Annotated in this window: 21 protein-coding genes and 2 pseudogenes; 11 read left to right on the forward strand and 12 right to left on the reverse strand. The window is 62.1% G+C overall.

From position 1 onward, the window contains the following. The first annotated feature begins 9 nt into the window (after positions 1 to 9). A complete protein-coding gene (locus NKI01_RS22580; protein ID WP_352810415.1) occupies positions 10 to 2,235 on the forward strand; it encodes a mechanosensitive ion channel family protein in 2,226 nt (741 codons plus the stop codon). Between the two features lie 202 nt (positions 2,236 to 2,437). Here NKI01_RS22580 and NKI01_RS22585 read toward each other — a convergent pair whose 3' ends face one another. Beyond that, positions 2,438 to 3,334, reverse strand: a complete 897-nt coding sequence (locus NKI01_RS22585; protein WP_023716506.1) for a LysR family transcriptional regulator — start codon at positions 3,332 to 3,334, stop codon at positions 2,438 to 2,440. Between the two features lie 268 nt (positions 3,335 to 3,602). Here NKI01_RS22585 and NKI01_RS22590 point away from each other — a divergent pair, with 268 nt between their 5' ends. From NKI01_RS22590 to NKI01_RS22605, 4 genes are all read left to right on the forward strand, one after another. Then, positions 3,603 to 4,337: an SDR family NAD(P)-dependent oxidoreductase gene (locus NKI01_RS22590; protein WP_292208972.1), complete on the forward strand. Its 735-nt coding sequence runs from the start codon at positions 3,603 to 3,605 to the stop codon at positions 4,335 to 4,337. A 158-nt stretch (positions 4,338 to 4,495) separates the two neighbouring features. Further along, positions 4,496 to 5,095: an NADPH-dependent F420 reductase gene (locus tag NKI01_RS22595; RefSeq protein ID WP_502895877.1), complete on the forward strand. Its 600-nt coding sequence runs from the start codon at positions 4,496 to 4,498 to the stop codon at positions 5,093 to 5,095. A gap of 3 nt (positions 5,096 to 5,098) precedes the next feature. Beyond that, complete coding sequence (locus NKI01_RS22600; RefSeq protein ID WP_352547369.1) at positions 5,099 to 5,602, forward strand: SRPBCC domain-containing protein; 504 nt, start codon at positions 5,099 to 5,101, stop codon at positions 5,600 to 5,602. 164 nt (positions 5,603 to 5,766) lie between these two features. Beyond that, positions 5,767 to 6,579, forward strand: a complete 813-nt coding sequence (locus NKI01_RS22605; RefSeq protein ID WP_023716502.1) for an SDR family NAD(P)-dependent oxidoreductase — start codon at positions 5,767 to 5,769, stop codon at positions 6,577 to 6,579. 106 nt (positions 6,580 to 6,685) lie between these two features. Here NKI01_RS22605 and NKI01_RS22610 read toward each other — a convergent pair. The 3 genes and pseudogenes from NKI01_RS22610 to NKI01_RS22620 form a co-directional block, all read right to left on the reverse strand. Continuing rightward, positions 6,686 to 6,811, reverse strand: a pseudogene (locus NKI01_RS22610) (LysR family transcriptional regulator); the annotation flags it as partial. Positions 6,812 to 7,954: 1,143 nt separating this feature from the next. Continuing rightward, positions 7,955 to 8,467: an OmpA family protein gene (locus tag NKI01_RS22615; RefSeq protein WP_352482338.1), complete on the reverse strand. Its 513-nt coding sequence runs from the start codon at positions 8,465 to 8,467 to the stop codon at positions 7,955 to 7,957. A gap of 10 nt (positions 8,468 to 8,477) precedes the next feature. Then, the gene (locus NKI01_RS22620; RefSeq protein ID WP_352964639.1) at positions 8,478 to 9,134 is read right to left on the reverse strand and encodes a L,D-transpeptidase; all 657 of its coding nucleotides are present in this window, start codon (positions 9,132 to 9,134) and stop codon (positions 8,478 to 8,480) included. A gap of 264 nt (positions 9,135 to 9,398) precedes the next feature. On the opposite strand from NKI01_RS22620, the gene NKI01_RS22625 reads away from it, so the two are divergent. Further along, a complete protein-coding gene (locus tag NKI01_RS22625) occupies positions 9,399 to 10,529 on the forward strand; it encodes an aminopeptidase (RefSeq protein WP_352855335.1) in 1,131 nt (376 codons plus the stop codon). 158 nt (positions 10,530 to 10,687) lie between these two features. On the opposite strand, the gene NKI01_RS22630 is transcribed toward NKI01_RS22625, so the two are convergent. Continuing rightward, entirely contained in the window at positions 10,688 to 10,921 is a 234-nt protein-coding gene (locus NKI01_RS22630; protein ID WP_352964641.1) for a hypothetical protein, read from the reverse strand. A 407-nt stretch (positions 10,922 to 11,328) separates the two neighbouring features. Between NKI01_RS22630 and NKI01_RS22635 the strand changes: the two genes are divergently transcribed. Next, positions 11,329 to 11,928, forward strand: coding sequence for an NADPH-dependent F420 reductase (locus NKI01_RS22635; protein ID WP_352964643.1), 600 nt, complete (start codon positions 11,329 to 11,331; stop codon positions 11,926 to 11,928). A 262-nt stretch (positions 11,929 to 12,190) separates the two neighbouring features. On the opposite strand, the gene guaA is transcribed toward NKI01_RS22635, so the two are convergent. From guaA to NKI01_RS22655, 4 genes are all read right to left on the reverse strand, one after another. Further along, the gene (guaA, locus tag NKI01_RS22640) at positions 12,191 to 13,753 is read right to left on the reverse strand and encodes a glutamine-hydrolyzing GMP synthase (protein WP_352482341.1); all 1,563 of its coding nucleotides are present in this window, start codon (positions 13,751 to 13,753) and stop codon (positions 12,191 to 12,193) included. 86 nt (positions 13,754 to 13,839) lie between these two features. Continuing rightward, positions 13,840 to 14,490, reverse strand: a complete 651-nt coding sequence (locus tag NKI01_RS22645) for a 5'-methylthioadenosine/S-adenosylhomocysteine nucleosidase (RefSeq protein WP_352895493.1) — start codon at positions 14,488 to 14,490, stop codon at positions 13,840 to 13,842. A 27-nt stretch (positions 14,491 to 14,517) separates the two neighbouring features. Then, the gene (locus NKI01_RS22650; protein WP_023716493.1) at positions 14,518 to 14,976 is read right to left on the reverse strand and encodes a PaaI family thioesterase; all 459 of its coding nucleotides are present in this window, start codon (positions 14,974 to 14,976) and stop codon (positions 14,518 to 14,520) included. A gap of 145 nt (positions 14,977 to 15,121) precedes the next feature. After that, positions 15,122 to 16,411 (reverse strand): RsmB/NOP family class I SAM-dependent RNA methyltransferase, encoded by a 1,290-nt coding sequence (locus tag NKI01_RS22655; RefSeq protein WP_352493859.1) that lies wholly within the window; start codon positions 16,409 to 16,411, stop codon positions 15,122 to 15,124. A 348-nt stretch (positions 16,412 to 16,759) separates the two neighbouring features. On the opposite strand from NKI01_RS22655, the gene NKI01_RS22660 reads away from it, so the two are divergent. Continuing rightward, positions 16,760 to 17,437, forward strand: coding sequence for an MIP/aquaporin family protein (locus tag NKI01_RS22660; protein ID WP_023677138.1), 678 nt, complete (start codon positions 16,760 to 16,762; stop codon positions 17,435 to 17,437). A gap of 77 nt (positions 17,438 to 17,514) precedes the next feature. Here NKI01_RS22660 and katG read toward each other — a convergent pair whose 3' ends face one another. After that, complete coding sequence (gene katG / locus NKI01_RS22665) at positions 17,515 to 19,713, reverse strand: catalase/peroxidase HPI (protein ID WP_352964646.1); 2,199 nt, start codon at positions 19,711 to 19,713, stop codon at positions 17,515 to 17,517. A gap of 148 nt (positions 19,714 to 19,861) precedes the next feature. On the opposite strand from katG, the gene NKI01_RS22670 reads away from it, so the two are divergent. The 3 genes from NKI01_RS22670 to NKI01_RS22680 all read left to right on the forward strand — a co-directional run bounded on the left by NKI01_RS22670 (position 19,862) and on the right by NKI01_RS22680 (position 23,054). Continuing rightward, a complete protein-coding gene (locus NKI01_RS22670; protein ID WP_352964649.1) occupies positions 19,862 to 20,770 on the forward strand; it encodes a hydrogen peroxide-inducible genes activator in 909 nt (302 codons plus the stop codon). Positions 20,771 to 21,058: 288 nt separating this feature from the next. Then, positions 21,059 to 22,315, forward strand: a complete 1,257-nt coding sequence (locus NKI01_RS22675) for a coiled-coil domain-containing protein (RefSeq protein ID WP_352964652.1) — start codon at positions 21,059 to 21,061, stop codon at positions 22,313 to 22,315. Positions 22,316 to 22,349: 34 nt separating this feature from the next. Then, on the forward strand, positions 22,350 to 23,054 hold the full coding sequence (locus NKI01_RS22680) for a hypothetical protein (RefSeq protein ID WP_352493856.1): 705 nt from the start codon (positions 22,350 to 22,352) through the stop codon (positions 23,052 to 23,054). A 159-nt stretch (positions 23,055 to 23,213) separates the two neighbouring features. On the opposite strand, the gene NKI01_RS22685 is transcribed toward NKI01_RS22680, so the two are convergent. After that, positions 23,214 to 23,816 carry a cupin domain-containing protein gene (locus NKI01_RS22685; RefSeq protein WP_352482348.1) on the reverse strand — a complete coding sequence of 201 codons (603 nt, stop codon included), beginning with the start codon at positions 23,814 to 23,816 and terminating at the stop codon, positions 23,214 to 23,216. Positions 23,817 to 24,137: 321 nt separating this feature from the next. After that, positions 24,138 to 24,234 (reverse strand): annotated as a pseudogene (locus tag NKI01_RS22690) (TetR/AcrR family transcriptional regulator); the annotation flags it as partial.

The following is a 24,234-nucleotide window of genomic DNA, read 5'->3' on the forward strand; positions in this document are numbered from 1 at the left end:
CTGACTGCGATGTTTGCCCTGATTGCCAGGCCGCTCGTCTTTGGGATCGCCCTTTTGTTGACAGGTCAGGCACAGGCGCAGGCGCCGGCGACCGCCCCGCCTGAAAGGGTCAAACAGCTGCTCGAGCTTCTCGACGATCCATCAGTGAAGGCCTGGGTGGCCGAACAGCGAAATCAGGACGCCGGGTCAACGGGAGCGCCTGCCGAGACAGGAGCTTCGCCGACCGACGCATCGTCCGGCGCCGTGGCCGCACCCGGCCAGATGAATACGATGGCATCCTCGACGCTTGATGGGATCAGGCATCATATCGAAAGAATCGTGCGAACTTTGCCCTTGCTGCCAGGCCAGTTCGCGCGCGTTCGGGCAGAGACGATGGAGGACATGTCCAGCAAGGGGTCAGCCGCCGTATTTGTGCTGATTGCGATGTTCATCGCTGCCGGCCTGGCACTCACTTGGGCAACGTTCAAGTTCACCCGTCCATTTCGTCTTTGGATTATCGCGCAACCGAAGGATACGCCGATTGGGCGAGCCAAGAAGATTGGTGGTCGCATGCTTTATTCCAGCATGCTGATCGTCTCTTTCGCACTGGGCAGCGCCGGCGCGTTCATGTTGTTCGACTGGCCAATGCTTATCCGCGAGATTGTACTGACATTTCTGATGGCGGCAGTCGTTACATGGGGTGTGCGCATGTACGTCATGGCCATGCTCGTCCCTTCCTTCATGAACGTCGAGAACGCCGTCGAGGTTCGTGCTTTGCCGATCACCAACGAAGCGGCTGACCATTGGTCCTATTGGCTACCCCGGATCGTCGGCGTCTTCGCTTTCTTCGGCGCCGCGTTTATCCTCTTGCCAGGTCTCGGCATCGATCAGGACGGAATGATGGTCCTGTCACTGGGCGCCGACTTCGTGCTGCTGGTGCTCCTGCTGCTCGCGATTTGGCGTCGGCCAAGAACGCAGCGAGACGGTGCGCGCCACATCGGTCACACGGAAGCGACATGGCTATTGACTGCTTATTTCGTCGTCCTGTTCCTGCAGCGCATCGCCGGCCTTTATACATACTTCTGGTTTACCTTCGCCGCATTCTTCCTGCCTTTTGCAATCGTGATGACGCAGCGCGGGGTTAATTTCGTTCTGCGACCAGGTTCGGAAGATGTCGGCCGGCCTACGATCCCGGCGGTGACGATCGCTGTCATCGATCGCGCAATCCGAATGATTTTCATCTTGGCGGCGGCTTACTTTCTCGCACGTGTCTGGGGTCTGGACATGCAATCCATGCGGGACAGCGATACGACGACGACGTTCATATTGCGCGGCTTGGTCAATGTCGTGGTCATTGCCCTAGCAGCCGATTTCGGCTGGTCGATCATCAAAGCTTTGATCGAACGAAAGCTGGGCATCGAAACACCGCACCCTGTGATCAGCGACGAGGATGTCCCGGTCCTCGATCCGCAGCAGGCGCGGCTGCACACGCTCTTGCCGATCCTCCAGAACATTCTGCTCGCATCGATCATCGTGATGGCGGTGCTTATGATGCTCGCCTCGCTGGGTATCCAGATCGGCCCGCTGATCGCCGGCGCTGGCGTCGTCGGCGTCGCCGTGGGCTTTGGGGCACAAACCATCGTCAAGGACGTCATTTCAGGCGTGTTTTTCCTGCTCGATGATGCGTTCCGTGTCGGCGAATACATTTCATCGGGCAATTACAAGGGTACTGTGGAAAGCTTTTCGCTGCGCTCGGTGAAGCTGCGCCACCATCGTGGTCCGCTGTTCACGATACCTTTCGGTGAACTCGGGGCAGTCCAGAACCAGAGTCGTGACTGGGTTATCGACAAATTCAACATCACCGTTGGTTATGACACCGATATCGACTTCGCTCGCAAGCTGATCAAGCGGATCGGCCTCGAACTGGCGGAAGATCCCGAGTTCAAACACTGGGTGCTCGACCCGATCAAGATGCAGGGCGTACAGGAGTTCGGCGAATACGGCATCGTATTGAGGGTCAAGGCCACAACCAAACCGGGAGGCGCCTTCGGTATGAAACGCAAATTCTATGTACGCCTCCGCCAAGTCTTCAAAGAGCAGGGCATCGAACTCCCATTTCCGACCGTCCAGGTCCAGGGGCTACAGAACCCACATGGGGCAGAGAATGCGCCGTTGGAGATCACACCCGAGTTGAAAATGGCCGTTGCGCAGTCGCACACTATTCGGCGCAGAAAAAAAGCCAGCACACCGGAGTAGGAAAGCTGTGACACCTGCCGGTCACAGCGTCGCTTTCCGCGCATCGCCCGTGGCAGGGATACTCTTCTATCTTCAACCGTTAAGACGAAAAAGACGGTCACGAGGCAGTCTACAACCAGAGTCCGTCCCGAGATTTACATCGGGCTGCGTAAGTTGATACAGCGGTACGTTCGAGACAGCGCCATCGGCTACCTGCCGCGCGTCAGTCACGCGATAAGGACCGTCCCGCGAGAAGCGGCGCGTACGCGGCGAGCCTGCGGGATACGAACTCGGTGAAGAGCCGCACGCGCTTCGTCTTGCGTGTCTCCCCCTGTGTGAGAAGCCAGAGCGTTCCGTACATGTGCAGGTCGGTGCCCGGCACCCTCACCAGTAGGGGGTCGGCATCTCCGACGAAGCACGGCAGTGTCGTCATCCCGAGCCCTTGCCGTACTGCAACGATCTGCGCCTCGCCGTCCGTGGTCCTGAACGGAACCCCCGTGGTACGAACCTCACCCTCGCTGGCCCAATCCGGGATGCCATGAATGCTTATGACGATCCACCGGATGGGATCAGGCGCGCCCGCACGCCACGCGGCTAGTCGATCGCGAGACATGTAGACGCCGCCGAACAGCTCCGGTCCCTTCAGGCCGTGAAGATTGAGCGGCAGGGTTTTGCGGTCGTAGACGACGCGGATCGCGACGTCGGCCTCCCGGTTGGTCAGATTTGCCAGCTCGCCGGACGACAAGATTTCCATCTCGATGTCCGGATGCAGACGCGCGAAATCGGCGAAATCCGGCATGAGCAGGTGAGTCGCGAGGGGCGGTGCCAGCGTCACCCGCAGAAGCCCGCGCACGCTCTGGTCGCGCCCGAAGACGCGCGTCTCCAGCAGGTGCGACGACACTTCCATCTGGTCCGCGAACTCGAGGACCTCCTCGCCCGCAGCCGTCAGGCGGTAGCCCGAAGGCAGCTTTTCGAACATGTGCACCCCGAGGCGTTCCTCGAGCTGGGCGACGCGTCGCAGCACGGTCGAGTGGTTCACACCGAGGCGCTCGGCGGCAGCCCGCACGGAGCCTCCGCGCGAGACGGCAAGAAAGTAGCGAACGTCATCCCAGTCGATCATGGTGCAATCCGGCACCGCGCGGTGCGCCTTCCAAAGCCCGTATTTAACACATCGAACAGCAGTACGGGCGGTCATCATAGCCTATGTCGACGAGCGCGGCCCAATTTCGAACGGCGGACGCCGATCGTCGCGGCTGGCCTCAGTCGTCCAGCCGGATCGATTTCGCACCACCGATGTGCGCGCTTCCGCACTCAACACCTGACGCCGGCGGACCCATTTCGAGGTTCTCGGAGGCAGATGCTGTCCCGACACCACGAAAGGAGAAGTCATGGGAAAGCTTGAGGGTAAGGTTGCAGTCATCACGGGTGGATCGAGCGGCATGGCGCTGGCGAGCGCCAAGCGGTTCGTTGAAGAAGGCGCCTATGTTTTCATCACGGGCCGGAGACAGGAGGCGCTGGACGAGGCCGTCAAGCTGATCGGCCGGAACGTGACCGGCGTGCGCGGCGATGCGGCCAATCTCGATGACCTCGACCGCCTGTTCGATACAGTCAAGCGGGAAAAGGGCAAGATCGACGTCCTGTATGCGAGCGCCGGCACGGGCGAAGCCGTCCCACTGGGCGAGATTACCGAGCAGCATTTCGATGCGACCTTCGGCCTGAATACGCGCGGCACGCTGTTCACGGTGCAAAAGGCGTTGCCGCTGTTCAACGATGGCGGATCGATCTTCATGACCGGATCAGTTGCTTCGGTGAAAGGTTTTCCTGGTTACAGCGTGTATGCGGCGAGCAAGGCGGCGTTGCACGCATTCGCACGCGGGTGGCTCAACGAGCTGAAGGGAAGGAATATCCGGGTGAACGTGCTGCACCCGGGGCCGATCGCCACACCGATGCAGGACCAAGTTCTCGACGAGGAGGGGAAGCGGATGTTCGAATCCCTGATCCCGCGGGGAAAGATGGGGCGTCCTGAGGAAATTGCGACGGCCGCGCTGTTTCTTGCTTCAGACGATTCGAGCTTCGTGAATGGGCTGGAGTTGTCTGTCGACGGAGGCTTCTCGGCCATCTGAAATCGCGGCGGATCGCGGGAAGCGGCTGACCGGCGGGAACTAGCGTGTCCATGATGGAACGCCGGGACGTCTACGCAAAGGACGCCACACAGTAGAACGGATAACCCAGCGCCGTTGAGGGCCGGGGAATCAAGACCAATACGGATCGGAGAAGCACTATGAGCTACGCTATTGTAGGATTCGGTAAGATAGGCCAGGCCCTCGCCCACGCCTTCGCCCGTAAAAACATCGACGTGACCGTCGCGAGCCGCCGGCCGCCCGAGGCGCTGGCGCCGCAGGCTCGGGCGATTGGACCCACGGTCGTCGCCAAGTCGCTGCGGGATGCACTCGAGGCCGACACAATCATCTTGGCGGTCCCGTTCGGGGAGCATCGCGAGGTTGCGAAGGCCCTGCCGAGCTGGAAAGGCAAGACGGTCATCGACGCGATGAACGCGTTTCCAGTCCCTGAAGAGCTGGACGGTCTCCCGTCCTCCGCCTTCGTCGCGAAGGCGTTCACCGGCGCCAAATTCGTGAAAGGGTTCAATCACCTGATTGCGGCCACCCTGGCTGCCGATCCGATCGTCGAGGGCGTGCACCGGGTCGTCTTTCTGTCGAGCGACGACGAGGACGCGACCGCTCCGGTGGCGGCCTTGGCCAAACAACTCGGGTTCGCACCCGTCAAGCTGGGAAAGCTCAACGAGGGTGGCGCGCTGGTGCACGCACGCGGCCGCACTTGGGGCCAGCTCATCTTCCAGGATTTGTTCAAGAAGGAGCAGTAATCGATGTATGATCATGTGATTTGGCCCGAGCGATATGATCCGAAAACGTCGGCCATCTACGCACTCAACGACATTGACGTGAAGGCGCCGGCTGAAGTGGTCTGGAAGCTGCTCGTCGATGCCGAGAATTGGTCGAGCTACTTTCCCGCCGAAGATCAGGTCAAGATCTTGACCGGCAAGCCGGAACTGGCGCTTCAAACCAGATACAGCCGGGTGACGGTTGGCTTTCCGATGAGTCTGGTCGTGACGGAGTGTGAACCCTTCCGCAGGCTCGCGTGGGCGACGACGGTCGATGGCGACGAGACCGGCTCGAGCGCGTACCACGGCTGGGTCATCACTCCTACGGTCGATGGCTGCCATGTGCTGACCGAAGAAACGCAGCAGGGCCCTTGGTTCCTTGAGGAACTCGGGCGCAAGCATCCCGGTGCACTCTACCGCTATCACCAGGAATGGGTCGAAAGCCTCGCCCGCGCTGCGGAGGCGGAAGTGGCAAGCAGGGCAAGTTGAATGGGCTTGTCTTAAGGCCTGGCCGGTTGCTTGGGCCGCAACGCTTTCGACCGAACAGTACTGGGCCTGCCTTCGTCCCGAATATTGTCGGTACTCAACAGACGACGGGCGCTTCCAGCCTGGATCGGCGGATGATCACCCACCTACCATTGGAGATAAATGACATGAATATTGAACTCAGGGGCCGCAAGGCGATTGTCACCGGATCCACCGCCGGAATCGGCCGCGCGACGGCGGAGGGGTTTGCCCGTGCCGGTGCATCGGTCGTCGTCAACGGCCGTGGGAATACCCGGGTCGACGAGGCGGTGAGGCAGATGCGGCAGGCCTTTCCCGGAAGCGACATCTCGGGCATCGCCGCCGATCTTGCGACAGCGGAGGGTGCCCAGGCCTTGATCGCGCAGGCGCCGGACGCCGATATCCTTGTGAACAATGTTGGTACGGCTCACATCCGGAGCTACAGTGGCGTCGAGGACATCGCGAAGATCCCCGACGAGGACTGGCTTGGCCTCTTCCAGTTGAACGTAATGAGTGGCGTGCGCGTGACCCGTCATTATCTGCCGCGGATGGTGGCGAAAGGCTGGGGCCGCGTCGTGTTTGTAAGTAGCGAGTCCGCAGTCAACATCCCTAAGGAAATGCTCGACTACGGCATGACCAAGACCGCTCAACTCGCGGTGTCGCGCGGGCTCGCCGAGGCGGTCGCGGGCACGGGTGTCACAATCAACGCCGTCCTGCCGGGACCTACCCGCTCTGAGATCCTGGGCGACTTCATGGCGAAGCAGGCTGACGCAAACGGAATCACGCAGCAGGAGGCCGAACAGGGCTTCTTGAAGGCGATGCGTCCGACCACCCTCATCCAACGCTTCGCGACCACCGATGAGGTGGCCAACATGATCATCTACGCATGCTCGGAGCAGGCTTCGGCGACAACCGGCGCGGCTTTGCGGGTGGATGGCGGCGTGGTCCGCTTCGTCGCGTAGCTGCCGAGACGGTTATGGCGCTAATGGCGCCGACCAGCGGACGGTCGACACCTGCGGCTGAGTTTCCCCTGCCCGGTGTCTTCAGGCCAAATGCTGGCCGTGACCTTCACCTGTTTCTCGACACACCCTGCAACAGGTCGAGGAAGGCGCGCACAGCGGGATTGGCGCGCCGGCTTTCCGGCCAGACCGCCGTGATATTGTGCCGCTCGACCGCATGGTTGGAAAGCACCGGGTCCGAAGCATCGACCAGGATCAGCGGCAGATTATAGTGCTGGCGAAACATCTCCACGAACTGATCGCGCGCTAACTTCTTCGAGCAGCGCGCGACCGAAGATTTGAAGGCCACAAAGTCGCGAAGGTTGGGGTAGGCCCGACGGGGTATGGGCGCCGTTCGAAGAGCGGGGAGACGCCCGACAGAGCGGCAGATCTGTCGGTCGCCTAGAATCTATCGACTGCTATCGATGGCCTAGGGTTCGCTCGAGTGTCCTCTGCTATCCGATATTACTCCACAGCACTCCCCTCCGTTCGCGCAGCCAGAGTGGGCGTTTGTGTTCACTCCATCGCTTTCGTTCGCCGACATAGAGCTGCCCGCTTCCGCAGCGTCAGAGCCGATTCTCTACATGTAAAAGCTGTACCTTGGAGCGATCTCCTGCCCGTCTCCGAGGTACTTCAGCACCTGCCGCACCTGTCTTGCCGTCGCAATAGTAATCGGCATTCCGTTGTCGAACTGAGTGTTGTTCCAATTCATCTTGGTCAAAGCCAGGGTCTCGTACGCGATATGCTGCAGTGGTTGACCGAGGACCTGACATCGCAGCATCAGCGGCCGCGGCACATACATTCCGGGATATGTGCGGAAGAAGTCGACGCTGCCGCGCGTGTAAAGGTACGGAAATCGACGCCTCAGTTCGACTTTCTTCTGACCGCTTACAATCTTGGTAGCGTACTCTGGCTTGACGCTCAGAACGAAGTCGTGGCGGAAAGGTCAAGGTTGTTCATTCAGTGACGATCGCAAAATTTCCCACGATCGGGCATTATCCTACGCGAAACAAATTGTGAACCGCTGATTGATCCAAATCGGCGACGGAGGTCACCGAGCGATCGGCTTCCGATATTGCGGTTCGCAAGCCCGCAGGAAACGCCGAAGCAACAGGCGTCACACTCGCCTGTCTGTAACCCAAAGGCCGTAGTGTGGCAGAGCAATGGCTCTTGGGATCATCACAAAAGAAAGGACGCTTGGCTGCCGCTGTTGCAGTTGTGGGAACAACCGCTTTCAAGTCGAGGCAGAGTTTGGGTTAACGACTGAGATGAGGCGCAAAGCAGCCATGCCGCCGTCGCGTGTGAGACTCTGCTTCGGGTCACAAGCAAAACAGCAGCCCTATGGCTCGTCCCTCACATCGCGCAAATTAGACACAACCCGGCGGTTCTGCGACCTGCAGGCGTTGTCGGGGCACTCGCGGACGAGCCTGTCCTTGCCGTAGCCCTTGGCCCACATGCGGTTGCGGTCTATGCCGCCGGCGGCGAGGTAGTCCATCACCGCATCGGCGCGCTGCTGCGACAGCGCCGTTTCACTTGCGCCGGGATCGTCGGCGAAACCCTGCAGCTTGAGCAGCCAGCGCGGATGCTTTGCTAACCAGGCGATCTGGGTGTCGAGGGTGGCCTTGGCGACAGAATCGAGCGCGGCCGAACCTTGCGTGAAATAGGTGCGGCGGCCGACATTGAGGATAAAATCCTCCTCGCTGCCCGGCTGCACGTTCTGGAAGCCGGCAACCTCGGTGTTGGTGACGTCGGGCGTGGAAGGGGCCAGCGTGTTGCTGGTCGAGCAGGATGCGACCAGCACCAGCAGGCCGGCGGCGAGCAGCCGGCGCGTGTTTTCAATCGTGCGGTTCATGAGGCGCCAATCATTCGACAGTGGTGGAAGCGGGCGCCTGGTCGGCGATGTGCGGCAGGACCTGCACCGCGGTGCCGATCGGGCAGCGCTGGTAGAGGTCGATGATGTCTTCCGGGAACATACGGATGCAGCCGCTGGAAGCGTCGGTGCCGATGCTCCATGGCTCCAGCGTGCCATGCAGGCGGTAGCCGGTGTCGGCGCCGTCGCGGTGCAAATAGAGCGCGCGCGGCCCGAGCGGATTGTTGGACGCGCCGCCTGCGACCATGGGTGGTAGGTCCGGCTTGCGCTTACGCATTTCGGGGGGCGGGACCCATTGCGGCCACAGCGCGCGGCGGTGGATCGTCGCGCGGCCGTACCATTTGAAGCCGTCCTTGCCGACGCCGACGCCGTAGCGGATGGCGGTCTTGTTTTCCATGATGACGTAGAGGAAGTGGTGGCGGGTATCGACCACGACGGTGCCGACCGGCTCGCTGCTGAAATACTTGACGATCTGGCGATGCCATCTCTTGTCGATCTTGGCGAAGTTGGTCTTGCGATAGACAAAATTGTTGTCGCTGGCGGTACCGGCGAAAAAGGATTTTGCCGCGGCTTGAGCAATATTGCTGGTTGCACCCACCGCGACCAGCGCCAGGCCACCGAGCACGACACCCCTGCGTGATAAAACCATCGGCAATATTCCCCCATGCCTAAAGCCTGGCGGACCATAGTTGAGAATTATTTCGCCTCAAAGTGGAAAATGCTGCGTTGCTTAAGTCGGCCGTGTCCGGACATTCGGCAATTTGGCGGCGAGTGACCGAATTGTGACTATCTTGCCGAGGACGAACGTCTAACCTAAACCCCCTCCAGGACCTTACCAAATTGGCGCGACTGTTTGGGACCGGGCGTAGTTGCGACATTTGCCCTATCCGGAAGTGTGAGCGATGCCGTGGGCATGATGCATGCTTTTCGTTCGGTTGCTGCGATGATCGTGATGTCCGGCGTGGCAGGTTGCACCAGCATTTCCTACTACGCACAATCCTTGAAGGGTCACGTGGAGATCATGGCGGCGCGCCAGGATGTCGGAGAGCTGATCGACAATCCTTCGACCCCTGGGACATTGCGCGCTCGAATGGCATCGGCGAGCGCCATCCGACAGTTTGCGATAGATGAACTAGCGCTGCCGGACAACAACAGCTACCGCAGCTATGTTGACGTTGGTCGAGACGCGGTGACATGGGCCATCTTTGCAGCGCCGGAATTCTCGCTGACGCCACGAACATGGTGCTTTCCGGTGTTCGGATGCGTACCGTACCGAGGGTACTTCTCCAAAAGGTCTGCGATTGAAACCGCTGTCGAACTTCAGAGACAGGGCCTGGACATCTATGTGACGGGCATCACTGCATATTCCACGCTCGGCTGGTCAAGTGACCCGCTGCTAAGCACCATGCTCAGCCAAGATGAAACGTATCTTGCAGGGCTGGTATTCCACGAACTCGCTCACCAGCGCGTCTACGTGCATGACGATTCCTCGTTCAACGAAGCGTTCGCTGTCGCTGTCGAAACAACGGGTGTGAGAAAATGGCTGCGCGCGACCGGCGATACTGCCGGATTGCGCCGTTACGAAGCCGACCGGAGGCGCAGAGCTGAATTTCTTGTGCTGGTGTCGCAGACCCGGGACGAGCTAAGGCATGTCTATGACGACGATGTTACTTCTGAGCAGAAGTGGGCCGCGAAGAAGGCCGCGATCGAACGGCTGAGGACGCGATACCGACAGATGCGCGACAGGCGCTGGGGTGGATACCGTGGATATGACGCCTGGTTCGATGCTCCGATCAACAACGCAAAGCTCGCCGCGACTTCCGTCTACAGCGATCGGGTGACTGCGTTTCTCCGCTTATTCGATTTGTGTTCGGGCGACTATCCACGGTTCTTCGCGTCGGTTCGACGGATAGGAGCGTTAGACAAATCTGACCGCGCCGAAGCGCTCGAGGCGGCAGATACATGCAATTGGGCCGGTCAAATCCGAAGGCCAGAAGCGGCGAATCGGTCGCTGATGTACTCGGCAGCCAGCGCAGGTGATTGAATTGACCATTTGTCGGCCGATTTCCTAGGTACTTTGACGTCGGCGGGGCCAGAAGACGCATGTCGGCCACAGAAGCCAAAAGCGGACTTGCCTGAACTCCCCGAGGGGTCCTGGACCACAATGATTGCCGGCGGGCTGTGGCGCCTCAGTGTGCGCCCCTACGAGGCCGAAAACCTCACGCTCACGCCGCGCTGCCGAAAATAAGCCTGCATCAGCTTGCGGCCCGAACGGTTGTTCTGTGCCAGCCTTGCCGGATCGAACACCGCCTGTTCTATCCCCTCTCGCGTCAGCGCTGCTTTGAGCGCCGCGATATGTGCGTCGATGTCGGCATTGTTCGCCCGGAGCGATGCATAGATGCTGTCGGTCGTCTCGGCCACGGTCGGCTCGCTCACGGGTGTACTCCTTTGGCTATTCGGGCGGCGGCTTAGCACAGATCAGCGGCTTCGCCGATACCGATAAGACGGCTAGATGGGCGGCAACAGTGTTCCTTGGGGTCGGTTGTGAGTCATAGGTTCCGCCTGAGTCGGAGATCGCAAGCCATGTCGACATGAACGAGTGAGGAGGATTGGACGCACACGTTCGAGTATCCGGGCTTGCCTGCCGCGCGGCTGACCGTCCGGCCGCGCGGAAGTCGTTCACGGCAGGACGTCTACGCGTCAATTCAGGAATTCGAACCGATGACGCGCATCGCTTGGGGTGGCAGTCCGAAGATCTCGCGAAGGTCGCCATGCAGCGAAACGGATAACCCAGCGCCGTTGAGGGCCGGGGAATCAAGACCAACACGGATCGGAGAAGTATTATGAGCTATGCGATTGTAGGATTCGGTGCGGTAGGCCAGGCCCTCGCCCACGCCTTCGCCCGTAAAAACATCGACGTGACCGTCGCGAGCCGCCGGCCGCTCGAGGCGCTGGCGCCGCAGGCTCGGGCGATTGGACCCACGGTCGTCGCCAAGTCGCTGCGGGATGCACTCGAGGCCGACACAATCATCTTGGCGGTCCCGTTCGGGGAGCATCGCGAGGTTGCGAAGGTCCTGCCGAGTTGGAAAGGCAAGACGGTCATCGACGCGATGAACGCGTTTCCAGTCCCTGAAGAGCTGGACGGTCTCCCGTCCTCCGCCTTCGTCGCGAAGGCGTTCACCGGCGCCAAATTCGTGAAAGGGTTCAATCACCTGATTGCGGCCACCCTGGCTGCCGATCCGATCGTCGAGGGCGTGCACCGGGTCGTCTTTCTGTCGAGCGACGACGAGGACGCGACCGCTCCGGTGGCGGCCTTGGCCAAACAACTCGGGTTCGCACCCGTCAAGCTGGGAAAGCTCAACGAGGGTGGCGCGCTGGTTCACGCACGCGGCCGCACGTGGGGCCAGCTCATCTTCCAGGACCTGTTCAAGAAGGAGCAGTAATCGATCTACGACCGTGTGGTCGACGCCGAGAACTGGTCGCGCGCTAACTTCTTCGAGCAGCGCGCGACCGAATATTTGAAGGCCACAAAGTCGCGAAGGTTGGGGTGGGCCCGACGGGGTATGGGCGCCGTTCGAAGAGCGGGGAGACGCCCGACACAGCGGCAGATCTGCCGGTCGCCTAGAACCTATCGGCTGCTATCGATGGCCTAGGATTCGCTCGAGTGTCCTCTGCTATCCGATACTACTCCACCGCACTCCCTCCTCACTCCCACTCGATCGTGCCTGGCGGTTTGCTCGTCACGTCGTAGACGACGCGGTTAATGCCGCGCACCTCGTTGATGATGCGGGTGGCGGCGGCGCCCAGGAATGCCATGTCGTAGTGGTAGAAATCCGCAGTCATGCCATCTACCGAGGTGACGGCGCGCAGCGCGCAGACGAATTCGTAGGTGCGGCCGTCACCCATCACGCCGACGGTCTGCACCGGCAGCAGCACGGCGAAGGCCTGCCAGATGGCGTCGTAGAGGCCGGCCTTGCGGATCTCATCCAGATAGATGGCATCGGCCTCACGCAGGATCTCCAGCTTTTCGCGGGTGATGCCGCCCGGGCAGCGGATGGCGAGACCGGGGCCGGGGAACGGATGCCGGCCGATGAAGCTGTCGGGCAGGCCGAGCTCCTTGCCGAGCGCCCTCACCTCGTCCTTGAACAATTCGCGCAGCGGCTCGACCAGCTGCATGTTCATGCGCGCGGGTAGGCCTCCGACATTGTGGTGCGACTTGATCGTCACCGACGGTCCGCCGGTGAAAGAGACGCTTTCGATGACGTCGGGATAGAGCGTGCCTTGCGCCAGGAAATCGGCGCCGCCGAGCTTCTCGGCCTCCTCCTCGAACACTTCAATGAACAGCCGGCCGATGGTCTTGCGCTTCTTCTCCGGATCCGACTCGCCCTCGAGCGCGCCGATAAAACGGTCCGAAGCATCGACCAGGATCAGCGGCAGATTGTAGTGCTGGCGAAACATCTCCACCACGCCGGCCGCCTCGTCCTTGCGCATCAGCCCGTGGTCGACGAGGATGCAGGTCAGCTGATCGCCGACCGCCTCGTGGATCAGCAGGGCCGCGACCGAGGAATCGACGCCGCCCGAAAGCGCGCAGATCACCTTGCCCTTGCCAACCTGCTTGCGGATCGTCTCGACCGCGTGCTCACGGTAGGCCCGCATCGTCCAGTCGCCTTCGATGCCGGCGATGTTGTGGACGAAGTTTTGGAGCAGCCTGGCGCCGTCCGGCGTGTGCACCACTTCGGGGTGGAACATGAGGCCGTACATCTTGCGCTCGACATTGCCGAAGATGGCGAAGGGCGAGCCCTCCGATTTTCCGAGCACCTCGAATCCCTTCGGCAGGGAGATGACACGGTCGCCATGGCTCATCCACACCTGGTGGCGCTGGCCGGGCGCCCACAGGCCCTCGAACAACGGGCTGTCCTTGGCGATCTCGACGAAGGCGCGGCCGAACTCGCGATGGTCGGAGCTTTCGGCGACGCCGCCCATCTGCACGCACATCGCCATCTGGCCATAGCAGATGCCGAGCACCGGCACGCCGGCGTCGAAGACGATCTGTGGCGCGCGCGGACTGCCGATGTCGCTGGTCGAGGCCGGACCGCCGGACAGGATCACCGCCTTTGGATTGATGCGCTTGAACGCCGCCTCAGCCGACTGGAAGGGCACGATCTCGGAAAAGACGCCGGCCTCGCGAATGCGGCGGGCAATCAACTGAGTGAACTGGCTGCCGAAATCGACAATCAGGACGGTGTCGGGATGATTGGCTGTTTTCATGGCGAGCGTTTAAAGAAAGAAACGAGTCGGCGCAATGGGTTGCGGGGCGTCTCTCTCACTCCGAATCCGCATCTTAATGGGACAGGTCAAAACTGCAGCGTGTCAGACGCGATCGCCTGTTCCAGCAGTTGCACCGCCCCGGCCAGCTTCTCGTCGATGACATGCAGGTATTCCGTCCAGTCGCCGACGTGTCTCAGATCGGCCGCCCCGTCGGAAATGCCGCGCAGGCCGATAAGCGGCACGTCGAACAGCTGACAGGCGCGCAGGCAGGCGAAGGTCTCCATGTCGACCATATCAGCGGCGACCGCGTCGTAGGCGGCGCCGAAGACGATTGCCGCGCCGGTGGACAGCGTCGCCGGCCTGATGCCCGGTATCCTGAACGGTAGCGGCACACCGACAGGCAGGTCGAGAAACGGCGTGGCGCCCTTCTCGAAACCCAAGGGCGAAGCGTCCATGTCGCGGTAGGCGACCGAAACGGCCTGGTAGATTTCCGTCTGCTCCAGCATCCGGCTGCCCGCCGAACCGAGCGACACGACCAGATCCGGCAGCGCCTTCCCGGCGTGCAGCCGGGACAGTTCGGCGCTGAGCCCGACGCCGGCCTCGACCGGCCCGACGCCGGTCATCAGCGGCGTGAACAGCCGCTGCAAGTGTGGGCCGTATTCGGCTTCGGCCGCCATGACGAAGAGAACGGACTTGCCGGAAATCAGGGTGAGCTCACCAGGTGTCTTGCCGGCCATGATCGTCTGTCCTCCCCTGCCCGTTCCTCAGCCCTCGATATCGTCGCGGCCGAGCACCGTCATCATCGTTCCGGTCATCGTGGCGATCAACTTGGCCTCGCCGTCGGTGGCGAACGCATAGGCCTGGCCATCGGCGACGATAATGGTGCGACCGGGCTTGGTCACCGAGCCGCGGAACAGGAAGCGCTCGCCCCGGCCGGGCGCCAGCAGATTGACCTTGAACTCGATGGTCAGCACGCCGGAATTTTCCGGCATCAGCGAGAATGCCGCATAGCCACAGGCCGAATCGAGAGCCGTCGAAATGACGCCGGCATGAAGAAAGCCGTGCTGCTGGGTCAGTGCCGACGAATAGGGCATTTCGATCTCGATGATACCGGGCGTCACCAGCGTCAGCTCGGCGCCAATCGTCATCATCGCGTTCTGGCGCGCGAAGGACGTCCTGACGCGGTCCTCATAATCGGGAGCAGGAACGATCTTTGCTGCCATGGCCGTCGCCCTTCGTTTCTCGACAAATCTTATTGCAGAGGCATTTATCGCAGAGGGGTGGGCGGCAGGCAATCGCAAATGCTGCACTGCAGCAATTGGCTAAACCTGCTGATAAGAAGCGAGATCGGCGACATCCGGCAACCGTTCAGCCAGCCCGCCGCAGCGCGCAGAAATAAAAGCCGTCGGTGCCGCTCAGCAACGGCGACAGCGAAATGCCGCCCGCGGCGCCAATACGCACTGCCGCTTCGTGGCCCGCAAAACGGCTGTCCCAAAGCTGGCGGTGATCGACCGGGACAAAGCCGGGATGGCGGTCCCGGAAGGCCGAAACCTGGTCGCCATTCTCCTCGTCGAACACCGAACAGGTGATGTAGACCAGCAGGCCGCCGGGTTTGACGAAGTCCTTGGCGGCATCGAGTATCGTCTCCTGCTCGCCCTTGCGGGCGTCGAGCTGCCTTTGCGTCAGCCGCCATTTGGCATCCGGCCGGCGCCGCCACGTGCCGCTGCCGGTACAGGGCGCATCGATCAGGACGATATCCATGTGCTTGCCGAGCGGCGCAAGCTCGGCCGGCTTGGTGACGATCTGCACATTGCGGTTTTCCGAGCGGCGGATGCGGTCGAATATCGGCGCCAGCCTTGCCTTCTCGGCATCGTGGGCGAAGATCTGGCCGCGATTGTCCATCGCCGCGGACAGCGCCAGCGTCTTGCCGCCGGCGCCGGCACAAAAGTCGAGCACCTGCATGCCAGGCTCGGCGCCGGCCAGTTCGGCTGCAATCTGCGAACCTTCGTCCTGAACCTCGAACCAGCCTTTCTGGAAGGCCGGTTCGGCCTGCACGTTCGGGTGCCTGCCGTCGCCGTCGATCGGCGGGATGCGGATGCCGTGCGGCGCGATCCGCGCAGGCTTGGCGCCGGTCTCCGCCAATTCCGCCAGCACCTTGCCACGATCGGCCTTGAGCGTGTTGACCCTGAGGTCGAGCGGCGGGCGAGTGCCAAGCGCGGCACCCTCTTCCACCCAGGCCGTGCCGAACGCCCGCTCGAACAGCGGCATGCACCAGTCAGGGATGTCTGCCCTGACAGCCGGCGGCGCGTCGGTGAGCCGGCGAGCGGCGAGGGTTTTCAATTCGTCGGCGTTCAGCAGCGGCGGCGCGAACTTGTCGCCCTCGAGCGCCTCGTTCAGCGACTGCGCCGTCTGGCCCCACTCGAGCAGCAGCGCGCCGAAGCCGATGGCGCGCGGCGTGTCTTCGCCCAACAGCCAGCCGGCCGAGCGCTTGCGGCGCAGCGCGTCATAGACGATGTTGCCGATCGCGGCGCGGTCGCCGCCACCGGCGAAGCGGTGCGACAGGCCCCAGTCCTTCAGCGCATCGGCCACCGGCCGGTGGCGCCGGCCAATGTCGTCAAGCACTTCGATGGCTGCCGCCAGCCGCCCGCCCAGTCTCATTGTCGTCTTCCATTACTCAGCAAAATAAAATCCGGCCCTGCTCTTAGAGCTTTTCGTGTCCTGATTGAAACAGTTCTGTTTCCCCGACGGCGAGACAATCCATGCAAGGCGGGTGACGAATGTGGGTTCGTGCATCGCGAGCCGCCGCCACCAAGCGGGCGTCGGCATGCGGAACCAAATAATTCGATCAATATATTACAAGCTTCTAATGTTCTTGTCTGGCGGGCGCAAGCACGCCGGCTGGTGCAACTGCTCTGCTTTGCAACTTTTGCGGTTGCGAATACTCTTTGCGCGGTGATTCGCGTCGCAGAAAAAGGCGGAGCCGCGGGTCGATACGAGGAGAGGGCAATGAAAACTTATCTGGCGGAAGTTCTAGGCACGTTTCTATTGGTGTTCATCGGCACGGCTTCGGTGGTGACGGGCGGCTTCGGCGGCGCGCTGCCGCTTGGCCAGGAAGGTATCGGTCTGGCATTCGGCATCGGCCTGATTGCGGCGGCCTATGCGATCGGCCCGATTTCCGGCGCGCACCTCAATCCGGCGGTGACGCTCGGTGTGTTCCTCGCCGGGCGGATGCCGGCCAGGGACGTCATTCCCTACTGGATCGCGCAGGTCATCGGCGCCATCATCGCATCGCTGGCACTGTGGATCATCGTCTCCGGACAGGTCGGCGGCCACACCGGCGGCTTCGGCGCCAATGGCTGGGACGTGACGAAATGGGGCGTCAGCTCGGCCTTCCTGTGGGAGCTGATCGGAACCTTCACCTTCGTCACGGTGATCCTCGGCGTCACCAACGCCAAGCACACCACGGCCTTCGCCGGCCTCGTAATCGGCCTGACGCTGGCCGGCCTGCATTTCGCCATCATCCCGGTGACCGGCACATCGCTCAACCCGGCCCGTTCGATCGGACCGGCGCTGTTTTCGGGAACTGCGGCGATCGGCCAGCTGTGGCTGTTCATCGTCGCGCCGCTGATCGGCGGCGCCATTGCCGGCGTGGTTGCCAAGGCCGGCATTTTCGAGAAGGACTGACTTTTCGGAGGCCCAACGAAAAGGCGCGGGTCGAGGCCCGCGCCTTTTTTGTTGCGTCGAGAACTTCGTGTGCTGGATCAGGCCGCGAGGTCAAAACGGTCGGCGTTCATCACCTTGGTCCAGGCCGCGGCGAAATCCCTGACGAACTTCTGCCCGGCGTCGGCCGAGCCGTAAACCTCGGCAAGTGCACGCAACTGCGCGTGCGAGCCGAAGATCAGGTCGGCGCGGGTGCCGGTCCACTTGACCGCCTTGGTCTTGCGGTCGCGCGCTTGGTAGACTTCAACGGAGCCGGCGGCCGGATCCCAGACCGTATTCATGCTGAGCAGGTTGACGAAGAAATCGTTGGTCAACGTGCCCGGCCTGTCGGTGAACACCCCGTGCTTCGACTGGCTGGTGTTGGCGCCGAGCACCCGCAAGCCGCCGACGAGCACAGTCATCTCCGGCGCCGTCAAGGTCAGCAGCTGCGCCCGGTCGACCAGCATCGCTTCGACCGACATCGGCGGCTTGCCCCTGACGTAGTTGCGGAAGCCATCGACTTTCGGCTCGAGCGCGGCGAAGGACTGGACGTCGGTCTGTTCCTGCGAGGCGTCCATGCGGCCTGGCGTGAACGGCACCTTGACGTCATGGCCGCCGTCCTTGGCCGCCTTCTCGACCGCGGCGACGCCGCCGAGAACGATGAGGTCGGCAAGCGAGACTTTCTTGTCGCCGGACTGCCCGGCGTTAAACTCGCTCTGGATGCCTTCGAGCTTTTCGAGCACGTTGGCCAGCTGCGCCGGCTGGTTGACCTCCCAGTCCTTCTGCGGCGCCAGGCGGATGCGGGCGCCGTTGGCGCCTCCGCGCTTGTCGGAGCCGCGGAAAGTCGAGGCCGAGGCCCAGGCGGTCGAGACCAACTCGGACACGGACAGGCCGGAGGCCAGGATCTTCGCCTTCAGCGAGGCGATATCCTGTTCGCCGACCAGTTCGTGGTCGACTGCCGGTATCGGATCCTGCCAGATCAGCTCTTCCTTCGGCACGAGCGGGCCGAGATAGCGGACGACGGGACCCATGTCGCGATGGGTCAGCTTGAACCAGGCGCGCGCGAAGGCATCGGCGAACTGATCCGGATTCTGGTGGAACCGCCGCGAGATCTTCTCGTAGGCCGGGTCGACGCGTAGCGCGAGGTCGGTGGTCAGCATCGCCGGGGCGCGGCGCTTCGAGGCATCGTGCGCATCCGGCACGGTGCCTGCACCGGCGCCGCCCTTCGGTGTCCACTGATGGGCGCCGGCCGGGCTCTTGGTCAGTTCCCATTCGTAGTTGAACAGATTGTCGAAGAAGTTGTTGCTCCATTTGGTCGGCGTCGTGGTCCACGTCACCTCGAGGCCCGAGGTGATGGCATCGCCGGCAATGCCGGTGGCATGCTTGCTCGACCACCCGAGGCCCTGCGCTTCGATGCCTGCGCCTTCCGGCTCCGCCCCGACCAGCGACGCATCGCCGGCGCCGTGGGTCTTGCCGAAGGTGTGACCGCCGGCGATGAGCGCCACGGTTTCCTCATCGTTCATGGCCATGCGGGCGAAGGTTTCGCGGATGTCGCGTGCCGAGGCCAATGGATCGGGCGTGCCGTTCGGCCCTTCCGGGTTGACGTAGATCAGGCCCATCTGCACGGCGCCGAGATGGCCGTGAAGTTCGCGGTCGCCGGAATAGCGCTCGTCGTCGAGCCACTTGGTTTCCGACCCCCAGTCCACGTCCTGCTCGGGCTCCCAGACATCGGCGCGCCCGCCGGCAAAGCCGAAGGTCTTGAAGCCCATCGATTCCAGCGCGACGTTGCCGGTGAGGATCAACAGGTCGGCCCAGGAGATCTTCCTGCCGTATTTCTGCTTTATCGGCCACAGCAGCCGGCGCGCCTTGTCGAGATTGGCGTTGTCCGGCCAACTGTTGAGCGGCGCGAAACGCTGCTGGCCGGCGCCGGCGCCGCCACGTCCGTCGCCGATGCGATAGGTGCCGGCGCTGTGCCAGGCCATGCGGATGAAGAGCGGGCCGTAATGGCCGAAATCGGCCGGCCACCAATCCTGCGAATCGATCATCACCTGATGCAGATCCCTGATCACTGCATCGAGATCGAGGCTCTTGAATTCCGTGGCGTAGTCGAAGTCCTCGTCCATCGGGTCCGAGAGGCTGGACTGCTGGTGGAGGACGGCAAGGTCAAGCTGGTTCGGCCACCAGTCACGATTGCTCCTCCTGGCCGACCCATGTGGGACCGGGCATTTGCCGGCGCTGTTGTCGTCGGTTTTCGCGTCCATCTTTGCCTCCGATTTTGTTGATTTTCCGGGATTTTGTTGATTTTCCGGGCAGGGCCAGCGGCCACGCCATTCTGGAATGGTTCCAGATTAGCCTGCCCAGCCGATAAAGACAAATTGCCTTTGCTGTTTATTCTGATAGGTTTTCCTTATGATTGGCTTGACCGTCCGGCAGATGCATTATTTCGAAGCGCTGGCGCAAACGCTGCATTTCGGCCGCGCCGCCAAACTCGCCGGCGTCAGCCAGCCGGCGCTTTCTTCGCAGATCGCCGAGATGGAGCTGCGGCTCAATTGCCGGTTGTTCGAGCGCGGCGGCAAATCGGTGCGGATGACCGACGAGGCGCAGGCCCTGCTGCCGCGCATCGAGCGCATTCTTGCCGACGTCCGCGACGTCGAGGCGACGGCCCGGCGCGGCCGCCCGGCGCTGGAGGGCCGCTTTCGGCTCGGCATCATCCCGACGGTGGCGCCCTATCTCTTGCCGCATGTGCTGCCGGAACTGAAACGGCATTTTCCGGCCTTGCAGCTCGAATTGCGCGAGGCGGTGACCGCCTCTCTGGTCGAGGACACGGCTTCGGGAAAGCTCGACGCCTTCGTCGCGGCGTTGCCTCTCGATTACCCAGGCCTGGTCACCGAGGCGCTGTTCTCCGACCGGTTCTTCCTGGCCGTGCCGGCCGGCGACCCCGCCTTCGCCTCACCGCCGGTGGCGCCGGAAAGCCCGGCGCTGGAACGGCTGATGCTGCTGGAGGAAGGCCACTGCCTGCGCGAACAGGCGCTCGCCGTCTGCGGCAGCGTGCGGCCGGTGGCGATGGCAAGCTATGGCGCGACCAGCCTGACGACGCTGCTGCAGATGGTGGCGCACGGGCTCGGCGTCACGCTTATCCCGGAAATGGCGGCAGGGCCGGCCAGCACTATCCCCGATCTGAAGATCGTGCCGTTCCAGGACCCAATGCCGCAACGCACGATCTGCCTCGCCTGGCGGCGCAACAAGGTCCGCCACGACGAATGCGTCGAACTGGCCAAGATCATCCGCGGGCTGGATGCGGCGGTGCTGGCGGCGTGAGCGGCGGGGGGTGTCGGTCAATGGTCTGGTTTAGGCCGAAGCGGACCGCAAGCCCCTTCTAAAGGAACGACTTCAACCTTTTTAGTCTGGTGCTGACCCGAAGTCGACCTTCGCACCTGAATGGCTGCTTTGCGCCGCATCACAGCCGTTGGGTAGGGAAGATGGTCATCCCGAAAGCCGAAAGTCCCGTTTGTTCGAATGATGACAACTAAGGAAATAGGAAACAGCCTTTGCGCGCAATTCCGAGAATACAATAGCGGTGAGGGCCGCGATCGGTGAGGTTCAGTGATGAATCATGCGCAGAGTACCAGGTCAAAATGTCTCCGCTGTGACTTCACCTTTATTAAACGACGGCCCTTGATTTTACTTCACGAGATACGCGGCAGGGGGTGCAACGCCATACCATCCCTCATTCCGTTATGCCTCGTTCTGCTGTTGGGATCTCCGGCAAATGGTCAGTTGGCGCCCGAAGCGTCAGCGGTTGCCACAGCTAACGACAGCTCGTCGGTCGTGGTTTCCGAACACACCAAGGTCGGCAAAGAACCGGGCAAGCCACAACCGAGCGCGCTGGGATCCCGTATATCTAGAGAGCTGGTGCTCAGCGAAGCGCAGGCACTCAAAACACGGGCACTCAAGGAGGGCGCGCAAACGCCGCTCGGCGAGCATGAGGAGGCTTTACGCCGCGAATTGGCCGCAGCACGAGCGGAGCTGGACGCTATGCAGCGCGGCGCACGTGAGCTAAGCGCCCAGGCACACGTACTGGCAGACACGGTGGCTCAGCAAGCACAAGCCCTAAATGAGCAGCAGCGAACAGACGAAGCGCTCGCGCTCGATCTGGAGGCGGCGCAGCGCGTTATCGAAAGCTACAGGGCCGAAGCCAGTCTCTGGAATAGCGAGAAGGCTGCCGCGCTTGGAGCGCACCCCTCTATGGACGCATCCCAGCTTGCTGCGAAGCGAACGCTTGATGACGAGCGGCACAAGGTTGAGCTCTTGGAACAAGAACTTACCACGGCTCGCCAAACTATCGATGCTCTTAAGAAAGGCGCAAATCTTGCAGCCGTCGAGCAGGCCAACGCCATAAGGGACCGACAGGTGGCCGAGGCCGCTCTAAAGCAGGCTCGAGAAACACTCGAACGGGGACACGAACGAGCAGATTCAGCTGTACGTGACCTCGATATTGTTCGCCAGGAACGCGATGCTTTAAAGCAGAGCTCGGTAGATTTGAGTGCCGCGCTGGACCAAGAGCGTGAAAGGGCTATCGGTCTAGCCCGCAGCCTCAGTGCCGCGCGTGAGGCAATTGATATTGTCAAGGGTAAGCGTCGCACTGCGGCTGTGGAGCGCGCGCCGAAAGCACGTACCCCCGCGAGTGCACTTGCAAGCAGGTTATCGCATTCGGGCGCCCAACCAGCCCGTAAACCGGGCTTGCCGAAAAAACAGAAAGTGAAGGTCCAAAAGTCGCCACAAACTGCTCTGCTGGCAACCATACCTCTTCCCGCCGCATTGCTTCCAACACGGCCATCCAAAAGCGGCGAGCCGCGCCAGTGAAGACTAGGGAGCGAAAGCCGCAGGGGAGATGACAATGAACAAGTATGTCGCAGCCGCGTTGACGATCGGGATCACAATTGGGCCTGCCTCGGCTCTTGAAGCAGGTGTGGGCGGTAGGGCCGGCGGTGTCGGGGTCAGTGCTGGAGTGAGCGCCGGTTCGCAAGGCGTATCTGTGGGGGCGAGCACGAGCGTCGACGGCGTAGGCGGAGCAAATGTTGGAGCTTCGGTCGGTGCAGATGACGGATCAGTCGACGCAGGCGTTAGTGCCAGCGGCAACATTGGTGACACAAGCACAAGTGCCAGTGTGGGCGACGATCCGTCCGCCGAAAATGAAGCGGCTACCGCACCCGACAGTTCGACTGCAGTGACAGCCCCTTCCTCTGCCAAGACCGCCAGGCAATCCATCGTCCTGCCACCCGTCCTCAGGCCTTCCAAAGCCGGTGGGGGTGACTCCACCAAGGGGTATCCCTTTGGATCTCTGGGACCACTGACAGCGAAACCCGGTACGCCGGTTGCGGTGGTGCGAGCCTGCCGCGCGGCGATCATGGCCGCTGCGACGCCGCTTGGCGCCGTCCGTGTCCACGCGGTAAGCGCAGGCGCCTTGCGTCAACTTCGGGGTGCACTCACGGCGCCGATCGAGGTGCGAATAGACTACGCAAGAAAGGGTGGCATCGAAGTCCGACAGGCGCAAGTCAGTTGTCGCCTCGATGGGTCGGGCAGGGTCATTGCAATAATATAGTACCAAGCCTGATTGCCGGCGCTGCCGCACGCCGACAGCGGCACGATCCGCTTCGCCATCTACAAGGCGGCCTTCTTCGTCGGTGGCGCCGGAGGTGTTGGTCAAAGGTTCGGTTTGAGCCCCGAAGCGAACCCGCAAGCCCCTTCGAAAGGAACGACTTCAGTCGCTTTCCCAGGCTGCGAGCAACGGGCCTTTGCTTCCATAGACAGGGTCCTTGCGCGGCCGGCCAACCTTGGGGATCGTTACGACCGCCTTGGCATGGTAGGCGGCAGTCGTGCACAGGTCATAGGTGCCGGATTGAGGATAGGCGCCGACGACTAGAAAATCGTCGGATGCGGAAAGACGCTGGTGCCCGGTGCCGGCCGGAAGCACCGCGACGTCGCCGGCCTTCAGCGACAGCGTTCGTCCCATCTTGCCGCCAAAGCGAACCTTGGCCGTGCCGCGCGCGACGCCCAGCACCTCATGTATGCGCGAATGGTAGTGAACGTAGTTGTAGATGCCGTTGCGCCAGCTATCGCCCCAGCCATTGGCTTCAAAAAGCGCCTCCATGACAGCCGCCGGATCGAAGTCTTCGGGCAGCGTCACGGCGCCGCGATAGACGACCAGCGGCCAGAACGGATGGTTGGGCACCAGCCCGTCATCCCTGAACCGAAATGCATTCGCTTTGCGCGGCCTCAGGAGGTCGGCGACCTCTCGCCTGTCTGGCCTGGCGATGCCGGTGACCTGCTCGACGGCCTTCTTCGTGGTTTGCAGAATGCTCATGGGGTGGCCCTTGGGTGGTTTGGAGCTCCATGCCGGTTAATCGGCTGCGTGGCGGTTGGTTCCGCTAGGGTTAGAGTTCCGCGATCTGCACCATGGCGGCTCCGCAACAAGGTCCGGCAAATCCTGAATGGCTGCTTTGCGCCGCATTTTTGCCGTTCAGACCACCATTGCAGCTTCCCGAAAGCTGACGGTCTGCTAAGCCGGCACTAAGGCCTCGAATGGGGTGGTAGCGGTTACTCCGCCGGTCAGCCCGCTGCCCAACGATAATAGTCGCGTTGATGTCAATGCGAGCATCCCAAATATCATGCAAGTACTCCTAGGCTATCCGCCCGGGTGGTCGTTGCCACCGTGCGCGGCGATGAACATGGCGACGGCCGACCGGCAATAGGATTCGATTTCGTTGTCGTCCTCTGCTCTC

It is taken from the genome of Mesorhizobium sp. M0815 (assembly GCF_040319995.1).
Lineage (GTDB): Bacteria > Pseudomonadota > Alphaproteobacteria > Rhizobiales > Rhizobiaceae > Mesorhizobium.